At 62.5% G+C, this 9321-nt stretch carries 9 protein-coding genes; 5 read left to right on the forward strand and 4 right to left on the reverse strand.

Features of this window, described 5'->3' with window-relative positions:
• The 5 genes from urtB to EN914_RS13140 all read left to right on the forward strand — a co-directional run.
• Positions 1–854 (forward strand): urea ABC transporter permease subunit UrtB (urtB, locus tag EN914_RS13120; RefSeq protein WP_127389108.1); only part of this gene is annotated, 854 nt, incomplete at its 5' end.
• Positions 851–2083, forward strand: coding sequence for an urea ABC transporter permease subunit UrtC (gene urtC, locus EN914_RS13125; RefSeq protein WP_024503519.1), 1233 nt, complete (start codon positions 851–853; stop codon positions 2081–2083). The genes urtB and urtC, both read left to right, overlap by 4 nt.
• A 6-nt stretch (positions 2084–2089) precedes the next feature.
• Entirely contained in the window at positions 2090–2836 is a 747-nt protein-coding gene (gene urtD / locus EN914_RS13130; RefSeq protein WP_024503518.1) for an urea ABC transporter ATP-binding protein UrtD, read from the forward strand.
• Positions 2837–2905: 69 nt separating this feature from the next.
• Positions 2906–3601, forward strand: coding sequence for an urea ABC transporter ATP-binding subunit UrtE (urtE, locus tag EN914_RS13135; protein ID WP_013531845.1), 696 nt, complete (start codon positions 2906–2908; stop codon positions 3599–3601).
• A 269-nt stretch (positions 3602–3870) separates the two neighbouring features.
• Positions 3871–4047 (forward strand): hypothetical protein, encoded by a 177-nt coding sequence (locus tag EN914_RS13140; RefSeq protein ID WP_013531844.1) that lies wholly within the window; start codon positions 3871–3873, stop codon positions 4045–4047.
• Between the two features lie 44 nt (positions 4048–4091).
• Here the strand turns inward: EN914_RS13140 and EN914_RS13145 are convergent, their stop codons facing one another.
• The 4 genes from EN914_RS13145 to uvrA form a co-directional block, all read right to left on the reverse strand.
• Positions 4092–5243 (reverse strand): GGDEF domain-containing protein, encoded by a 1152-nt coding sequence (locus EN914_RS13145; protein WP_013531843.1) that lies wholly within the window; start codon positions 5241–5243, stop codon positions 4092–4094.
• 115 nt (positions 5244–5358) lie between these two features.
• Positions 5359–6180 carry a DUF72 domain-containing protein gene (locus tag EN914_RS13150; protein ID WP_024503517.1) on the reverse strand — a complete coding sequence of 274 codons (822 nt, stop codon included), beginning with the start codon at positions 6178–6180 and terminating at the stop codon, positions 5359–5361.
• Positions 6181–6206: 26 nt separating this feature from the next.
• A complete protein-coding gene (locus tag EN914_RS13155) occupies positions 6207–6677 on the reverse strand; it encodes a GNAT family N-acetyltransferase (RefSeq protein ID WP_024503516.1) in 471 nt (156 codons plus the stop codon).
• 40 nt (positions 6678–6717) lie between these two features.
• Positions 6718–9321, reverse strand: a 2604-nt coding sequence (uvrA, locus tag EN914_RS13160; protein WP_127389109.1) for an excinuclease ABC subunit UvrA, incomplete at its 5' end; no start/stop codon positions are given.

The following is a 9321-nucleotide window of genomic DNA, read 5'->3' on the forward strand; positions in this document are numbered from 1 at the left end:
TGCTGCTGCTGGCGGCAATCGGCCTCGCCATCACGTTCGGCGTCATGGGCGTCATCAACATGGCGCATGGCGAGATGGTAATGCTCGGCGCCTACACGACCTTCGTCGTCCAGCAGGTGATCCGTACATCCTTCCCGGACCTGTTCGGCTGGTCGCTGGTCATCGCACTGCCGCTCGCGTTTCTCGTCGCGGCCCTGGTTGGCCTGATCATCGAGCGCGGTGTCATCCGCTTCCTCTATGGCCGGCCGCTTGAAACGCTGCTGGCGACATGGGGCGTCTCGCTGATCCTGCAACAGGCCGTGCGCTCAATCTTCGGGCCGACCAACCAGGAGGTCGGCAACCCATCCTGGATGTCGGGCTCGTTCAATGTCGGACAGTTGGCGATCACCTGGAACCGCCTGTGGATCCTGGTTTTCGCGCTCGCTGTCTTCGGCATCCTGCTCTACGTGATGAAGCGCACGCCCTGGGGCCTGCAGATGCGCGCCGTCACCGCCAACCGGCGCATGGCTGCCTCGATGGGCATCAGGACGCCGTGGGTCGACGCGCTGACCTTCGCGCTCGGCTCCGGCATTGCCGGCATTGCCGGCGTCGCGCTGAGCCAGATCGACAACGTCTCGCCCAATCTCGGCCGCGGGTACATCATCGACAGCTTCATGGTCGTTGTCTTCGGCGGCGTCGGTAATCTGTGGGGCACGCTGGTCGGCGCCTTCTCGCTCGGCATCGTCAACAAGTTCCTCGAGCCTTATGCGGGCGCGGTGCTCGGCAAGATCGTCGTGCTGGTGCTGATCATCCTGTTCATCCAGAAACGCCCGCGCGGCCTGTTCGCGCTCAAGGGGAGGGCGGTGGAAGCATGATCACGGGACGCTTCTTTGCCGCCGGCGCGGACCGCCGCATCGCCATTACGATCTCCATCCTGCTGGCGGTGGCCGTCATCGTGCCGTTGCTCAACCTTGCGGTGTCTCCTACCAGCGCCTTCTACATCCCATCCTACATCGTCGCGCTGACCGGCAAATATCTCTGCTATGCGCTGCTTGCCTTGGCGCTCGACCTGGTCTGGGGCTATTGCGGCATCCTTTCGCTCGGCCACGGCGCCTTCTTCGCGCTCGGCGGCTATGCAATGGGCATGTATCTGATGCGTCAGATCGGCTCGCGCGGCGTCTATGGCAATCCCGTCCTGCCCGACTTCATGGTGTTCCTGAACTACAAGGAACTGCCATGGTTCTGGTATGGCTTCGACCATTTCTGGTTCGCCGGCCTCATGGTGCTCGCGGTGCCTGGCCTGATGGCTTTCGTCTTCGGCTGGTTCGCCTTCCGCAGCCGCGTCACCGGCGTTTATCTCTCCATCATTACCCAGGCGATGACGTATGCGCTGCTGCTTGCCTTTTTCCGCAACGACATGGGTTTCGGCGGCAACAACGGCCTGACCGATTTCAAGGATATTCTGGGCTTCAACGTGCAGGCCGACGCGACGCGCTCGGCGCTGTTTGCCGCCAGCGCGGTGATGCTGGCACTTGCCGTCTTCGTCACCTGGGCGATCGTCGGCTCAAAATACGGCAAGCTCTTGATGGCGGTACGCGATGCCGAGAGCCGCACGCGCTTTCTCGGCTGGCGGGCGGAGAACGTGAAACTGTTCGCCTTCACCGTCTCGGCCGTCATGGCCGGCATAGCCGGCGCGCTCTACGTGCCGCAGGTCGGCATCATCAATCCGGGTGAATTCGAGCCGGCCAATTCGATTGAAGTCGTCGTCTGGGCGGCTGTCGGCGGGCGCGGCACCATTGTCGGGCCGATCATCGGTGCGTTGCTGGTCAATGCCGGAAAATCCTGGTTCACCGGCGTACTGCCGGAGTTCTGGCTGTTTGCACTGGGTGGACTGTTCGTCGCCGTCACGCTTTTGCTGCCCAAGGGCATCATCGGCATGTGGGACAGCTGGCGCGGCAACGCCAAGGCGTTGCGAGCTGCTTCGATTGCCGAGGAAGCCGGCACCGATGCCGATGTCTCGCCGCCGGCGAAAATCGTGCGCAGTGAAGCAAGAAAGCCAGGTGACTGGTCCGCCAGCAACCCCGAACCACAGCCGGCGGAGTGAGCGACCATGTCAAAGTCGAACACGATCCTTTATCTCGACGGCGTCTCGGTCTCCTTCGACGGCTTTCGCGCTATCAACAATCTGTCGCTGGTGCTCGACAAGGGCGAGATGCGCGCCATCATCGGCCCCAACGGCGCCGGCAAGACGACGATGATGGACATCGTCACCGGCAAGACGCGGCCCGACGAGGGCGAAGTGTTCTTCGACGGCCAAGTCGATCTGACCAAGCACGACGAGGCCGAGATCGCCATGATGGGCATTGGCCGTAAATTCCAGAAGCCGACCGTCTTCGAAAGCCACACGATCGAGGAAAACCTGATGCTGGCGCTGAAGGGTCCTCGCTCGATCTTCCCGGCGCTGTTTCACCGCCGCTCGGCCGCCGAGACGCGGCAGATCGATGACATCCTCGGCATCATCCGGCTTGGCGACAAGCGTGACGAACTGGCGGCCAATCTCAGCCATGGGCAAAAGCAGTGGCTGGAGATCGGCATGCTCTTGGCGCAGGACCCGAAACTGCTTCTGGTTGACGAGCCGGTCGCCGGCATGACCGATGCCGAGACCGAGGAAACCGCGCGGCTGCTCAAGGATATCGCCCGCGACCATTCGGTCATCGTCGTCGAGCACGACATGTATTTCGTGCGCGAGCTCGGCGTCAAGGTCACCTGCCTGCATGAAGGCTCGGTGCTCTCGGAAGGCACACTCGATTTCGTGTCGGCCGACGAGCGTGTCGTCGAAGTCTATCTGGGGAGATGAGCATGGTCTGGCGGGTTCAGTTCCATCACTTCGATCTATCGTTTCTCAGGTTCTGGAGACGGCGCTGACATGCTCGAAGTTTCCAATGCCACGCTGCACTACGGCGCCGCCCAGGCGCTGCGCGGCGTATCGCTGAAGGCGGGCGCCGGCAAGATCACCTGCGTGCTCGGCCGCAACGGCGTCGGCAAGACCAGTTTGATGAGATCGATCGTCGGCCACCACCGGCTGACGAGCGGAAGCGTTGCCTTCGAGGGGAAGGCGCTCGACCGGAGCGCGGCGTATGACCGCGCCCGGTCGGGCATCGCATTCGTACCGCAGGGCAGGGAGGTCTTTCCGCTGCTCACCGTGCGGGAGAACCTGGAATCAGGCTTTGCGCCGCTGAGGCGAGCCGACCGCAACATTCCGGCGCATGTCTTCGAATTGTTCCCTGTGCTGAAGCAGATGCTCGGCCGTCGCGGCGGCGATCTTTCCGGCGGCCAGCAGCAACAGCTCGCCATCGGGCGGGCGCTGGTGATGCGGCCGAAACTGCTCGTGCTCGATGAACCGACCGAGGGCATACAGCCGTCGATCATTAAGGACATCGGCCGCGCCATCCGCTATCTGCGCGACCAGGCGGGCATCGCCGTGCTCTTGGTCGAACAATATCTCGATTTCTGCCGCGAGCTCGCCGACGAGGTCAACATCATGGACCGGGGCGTGATCGTCCATACCGGCCCGGCTGAAGATTTAGACCGGGCTGATGTGCGGAAGTTCCTTACCGTCTAGAATTGGCGGTGAACTTCAGTTGGCGATCCGAAGTTCTTGCCAAGTCCAATATTTCTCCATCCGATCACCTGCGTCTCTGGCACGCTCAATATCGCGTGCTAGTCTTTTCCATGGCTTTGTGAGTCGGCCGCTTCCGTATCAGTCTGGTTATCGCAGATCGAGGACCACGGCCAATGCCGGGCAAGTTTCACGCAAGCAAGGCTGCCTAGCTTCCCTCCTGCGATCTCTGTCGTTCAAACGCGTTTGGGCACACAGGCTAAAGGACAGCCATGGAACGTTACGTCGAGGATTACCAGAAGCGGCGGCTTACCGAACGCGTCGACATCATCGCTGCCATCAATATCTTGAGATCACAGGGCTGCGACTACGACGATCTGATCGAGGAGATCACCAAGGTCTTCTATGTCGATCTCGATACCTTCAATGAGATTGTCATGGCGGCCTAGGAGCCGCATTCGTCTCCCCACGATCAGAGGCCGGTGTTGCGCGATTAGCTTGCGCGCCTGAACGGAGACGCGGTGACGCGGTTACGGCCTCCGCGCTTGGCGTCGTAGAGCGCCTTGTCGGCGGCGTTGAGCACCTTGTCGAAGCCGAGGCCTTCCTTGGTGCCGAAAGCAAATCCGGCACTGACGGTGCATATCAGCGAGCCTGTCTCGGTTTCGATGCGGTGCGCGGCGAAAGCTGCCCGTATGGCCTCGGCGGTGGCCTCCACCGTTTCGGGCAAGGTCCGCTTCAGCACCAGCGCGAACTCCTCGCCGCCCATGCGCGCGGCGACGTCGGCCGGGCGGCGATTGCTGGCGAGTTCCCGTGCAAACACCCTCAGCACCTCATCACCGGCGGCGTGGCCGAATTCGTCGTTGATGGCCTTGAAGTTGTCGAGATCGAAGACGACCACCGCCGTGAAGGCGCCGACCGGCGCATCGCCGTGCAGGTCGAACAGGGCGCGGCGGTTGAGCAGGCCGGTCAGCGGGTCGGTCAGGGCATTGTGGCGGTGATGCCGGGCCAAGCGTCCCTGATTCAGGGCCAGGGAAAGCGCTCCAATCCCGGTCATGCTGGCGATGACGATGATGAGGCTCAGTTCCTCGGCCCAGTTGCTTGGCGCATGTCCAAGGACCAGCTTTCCATCCAAGGCTAAAACCATGGCGCAGAGAGCGAAGGATGCGGCCGTGGCAGAATAGAGCGCGGTGATACCGATCGTCAGGGCAGGGGCTTCGTCGCGGCCCTTCCAGTATTCGACCGCCGTTGCGAACAGAAGCAAGGCGGCGAAGGCATTTTCGAACATGAAGCCCAGCCCGTCATAGCCTAGAGCCATGGGAGGCAACGTCACGGCCAGCGAAATGGCGCTGCCAAGTACAGTTCGGGGCACTGGCGAGCCGCCGGTTCTGAACTGGTAGGCCGCGCCTAGCATTGTCGAGAAACCGAGCAGGAGGAAAGCCAGCGTGGCGATGCCCAGCAGGCGCCCGGGCATGTCGATATAGGCGTCATAGACAAAAATATCGCCGACCACGAACACCAGGCTGATCGCCCATGTCAGCAGGAATTTCTCCGAGCGAGCGGTCAGCCACATGCCGAACAATGTCAGGCTCAGGCAGGCCGCGGAAAAACCGACAGCCAGGAGAAGTGAAGTGTAGTCGAGCGACATGCCCCTCGTCCTTGCCCGTGGCGGCCCAGATCTGCGACTGGTCTGGCTGGATTCATGCAGCAAGGAGGTATCGATAAGGTTACGACGGTGGCGAAGATGCCATGATTCCGCTGCGTCAGGGCACCGGTTGACCCTGGTCCACTCGCTTCATCAGTGCCATGGCGCCGAACGGCGCGCGCACCTTGCCCTCGGTGATGAAGTAAACGAACACGTCGCGCGGCTTGACCGGCGCATCGGTGGCGGGGTCGGCGCGCCGCAGGTCGGCCGGCTGCTTGCCTTGCGCCCAGGTCTTTACCCGCGCGGCCCATTCATCGAGGCCTTTCGGCGTATAGCAGTCGGGATTGTCATCGCTGCCGGTCTGCAGCCGGGCGTAGACGAAATCGGCGGTGATGTCGGCGATATCAGGATATTTGGCATGGTCGGCGTAGACGATCGCGGCCTTGTATTTTCGGGCAAGTGCTGCGAATTCCGGCACGACAAAACTGTCGTTGCGGACTTCGAGCGCATGGCGCAGCGCAACGCCGTCCTGCTTTTCCGGGAGCAGCTTCAGGAAGGCTTCGAAATCGTCCGGATCGAATTTCTTGGTCGGTGCGAACTGCCACAGGATCGGCCCGAGCTTTTCGCCGAGCGCCGCCACGCCGGAGCCAAGGAAGCGCATCATCGATTCGCCGGCCTCGCCCAGCACGCGCCGGTTGGTGACGAAGCGGTTGCCCTTCAGCGAATAAACAAAGCCGTCCGGCGCCTCGCTGGCCCATTTGACGAAGGTCGGCTCCTTGAAGCTGGAATAGTAAGTGCCGTTGACCTCGATGCTCGGCACCTGGCGAGTGGCGTAGTTCAACTGCTTGGCCTTGGAAAGCTTGTCGGGATAGAAGGACGTATCCCAGGGTTCGAAGGTCCAGCCGCCCATGCCGGCGCGGATTGTTCCCGATGTGATCATTGTCATCCTCCCAATGCAGAAAAAGATCAGGCCGCGGTGATCTGATCGACGGTTTTGGCCATGTCGACGAGCACCCATCCTGGCCGGTAGGGATTGGGCCGGCGACCCGTTTCGTGGAAACCATAGGCAAGATAGAGCGCAATGTTCCGCTCCATCCTGGCGTTGGTGTAGAGCCGCACTTCTGGCAGACCCCAGAGATGGGTCTGCTCATCCGCGTGTTTCAGCAGCGCAATGCCGAAGCCCTTGCCTTGAAAGTCGGGGGAGACCGCGACGGAGAAGATCATCGCGTGGTCGTCATGTCGCTCCAGCGTGATCAGCCCGGCAAGCTCGCCGCCACTTTCCAGCAACCAGATCTCGCCGCGCACGATGCGCGGTGCATAGTCCTCGGTGACCGGGATCGGCGGCGCGCCGAACAGTGCGATGTAAGGCGCATAGGCCGCTTCCGTCAGCGAGACGACGGTTTGGAGATCACCGGCAAGCGCTCTTCTGATTGTCATTCAAAAGCTCTCCAGAGCTCTCCAGGCGCCAACCGGTCGATCACTCCGCCGCTTCGCGTTTGCCTCCGGGACGTCGCTCCAGAAGCTCCTTGAGGAACTGGCCGGTGTAGCTGCGCTTTTCGCGCACGATGGCTTCCGGCGTGCCGGAGGCGACCAGTTCGCCGCCGCCATCGCCGCCTTCGGGGCCGAGGTCGAGCACCCAGTCCGCGGTTTTTATCACTTCGAGATTGTGCTCGATGACCACCACCGTGTTGCCCTGGTCTACCAGTTCGTGCAGCACTTCCAGCAGTTTGGCAACGTCGTGGAAATGCAGGCCAGTGGTCGGCTCATCCAGGATGTAGAGCGTCTTGCCGGTCGCCTTGCGCGACAGTTCCTTGGCCAGCTTGATGCGCTGCGCCTCGCCGCCGGACAGCGTTGTCGCCTGCTGGCCGATATGGATGTAGCCGAGGCCGACCTGCTTCAGCGTGTCGAGCTTGTCGCGCACGCCGGGCACGGCGGCGAAGAAATCGACGCCTTCCTCGACCGTCATGTCGAGCACGTCGGCGATCGACTTGCCCTTGAACACGACGTCGAGCGTCTCTCTGTTATAGCGCTTGCCGTGACAGACGTCGCAGGTGACGTAGACGTCGGGCAGGAAGTGCATCTCGATCTTGATGACGCCGTCGCCCTGGCAGGCCTCGCAGCGGCCGCCCTTGACGTTGAACGAGAAGCGTCCCGGCTGATAGCCGCGCGCCTTGGCCTCCGGCAGGCCAGCGAACCAGTCGCGGATCGGCGTGAAGGCGCCGGTATAGGTGGCCGGGTTTGAACGCGGTGTGCGGCCGATCGGCGACTGGTCGATGTCGATGACCTTGTCGAGGAATTCGAGGCCCTCGATGCGGTCGTGGTCGGCCGGATGTTCGCGCGAGCCCATGATGCGTCTCGAGGCGGCCTTGAACAGCGTCTCGATCAGGAAGGTCGACTTGCCGCCGCCGGACACGCCAGTGACGGCGGTGAAGGTGCCGAGCGGGATTTCGGCGGTGACGTTCTTCAGATTGTTGCCGCGCGCGCCGACGATCTTGATGCGGCGGTTCTTCTTCGCTTCACGCCGCACGCCGGGCGTCGCCACTTCGAGCGCGCCCGACAGATATTTGCCGGTGATCGAATTGGGATTGGCCATGACCTGCTGCGGCGTGCCCTGGGCGATGATCTCGCCGCCATGGATCCCGGCGGCCGGGCCCATGTCGACGACATAGTCGGCATGCAGGATGGCGTCCTCGTCATGCTCGACGACGATCACCGTGTTGCCGATGTCGCGCAGGTGCTTCAGCGTATCGAGCAGGCGCGCATTGTCGCGCTGGTGCAGACCGATCGACGGCTCGTCCAGCACATAGAGCACGCCGGTCAGGCCGGAGCCGATCTGCGATGCCAGCCGGATGCGCTGGCTCTCGCCGCCCGACAGCGTGCCGGAATTGCGCGACAGCGTCAGATAGTCGAGCCCGACATCGTTGAGGAAGCGCAGCCGTTCACGGATTTCCTTGAGCACACGCACCGCGATTTCGTTCTGCTTGTCGTTGAGCGACGCGGGCAGGTCGGTGAACCACTGGTCGGCCTTGCGGATGGAAAGCTCGGTGACTTCGCCGATGTGCCTGCCGGCGATCTTCACCGCCAGCGACTCGGGCTTCAGCCGATAGCCCTTGCAGACCGGGCAGGGTGTGGCCGACATGAAGCGCTCGATCTCCTCGCGCATCCAGGCGGATTCGGTCTCTTTCCAGCGCCGCTCGAGATTGGGGATGACGCCTTCGAAAGTCTTCGTCGTCTTGTAGGAGCGCAGGCCGTCATCATACTGGAAGGTGATCTCGCGCTCGCCGGTGCCGCGCAGGACGGCTTCCTTGGCCTCTTCGGACAAATCCTTGAACTTGTCGCCGAGCTTGAAGCCATAGGCCTTGCCCAATGCCTCCAGCGTCTGCGCGTAATAGGGCGAGGTCGACTTCGCCCACGGGCTGACGGCGCCGTCGCGCAGCGAGATGTTTTCATCCGGCACGATCAGATTGCCGTCGATGGCGCGCTGGCTGCCGAGACCGTCGCAAGTCGGGCAGGCGCCGAACGGGTTGTTGAACGAGAACAGCCGCGGTTCGATTTCCGGAATGGTGAAGCCGGAGACCGGGCAAGCGAACTTTTCCGAGAACAGGATGCGCTCATGCGTCTCGTTCTTCGACTTGTTGACCGAATCCTCGCCCGTCTGGCTGGAATCGAGCGGCTTGTCGGCGAATTCGGCGACCGCCAGCCCATCGGCCAGCTTCAGCGCCGTTTCTATGGAATCGGCAAGCCGCGTCGCGAGATCGCCGCGCACGACGATGCGGTCTACGACGACATCGAGGTCATGCTTGTACTTCTTGTCCAGCGCCGGCACGTCGGCGATCTCATAGAAGACGCCGTCGACCTTGACGCGCTGAAAGCCCTTCTTCTGCAGTTCCAGCAATTCCTTGCGGTATTCGCCTTTGCGGCCGCGCACCATCGGCGCCAGGATGAACAGGCGCGTGCCTTCCTCGACCGCCAGTACACGGTCGACCATCTGACTGACTGTCTGGCTCTCGATCGGCAGGCCGGTGGCCGGCGAATAGGGGATGCCGACGCGCGCGAACAGAAGCCGCATATAGTCGTAGAT

This window comes from Mesorhizobium sp. M7A.F.Ca.CA.001.08.2.1 (assembly GCF_003998455.1).
GTDB classification, from domain to species: Bacteria; Pseudomonadota; Alphaproteobacteria; order Rhizobiales; family Rhizobiaceae; genus Mesorhizobium; species Mesorhizobium ciceri.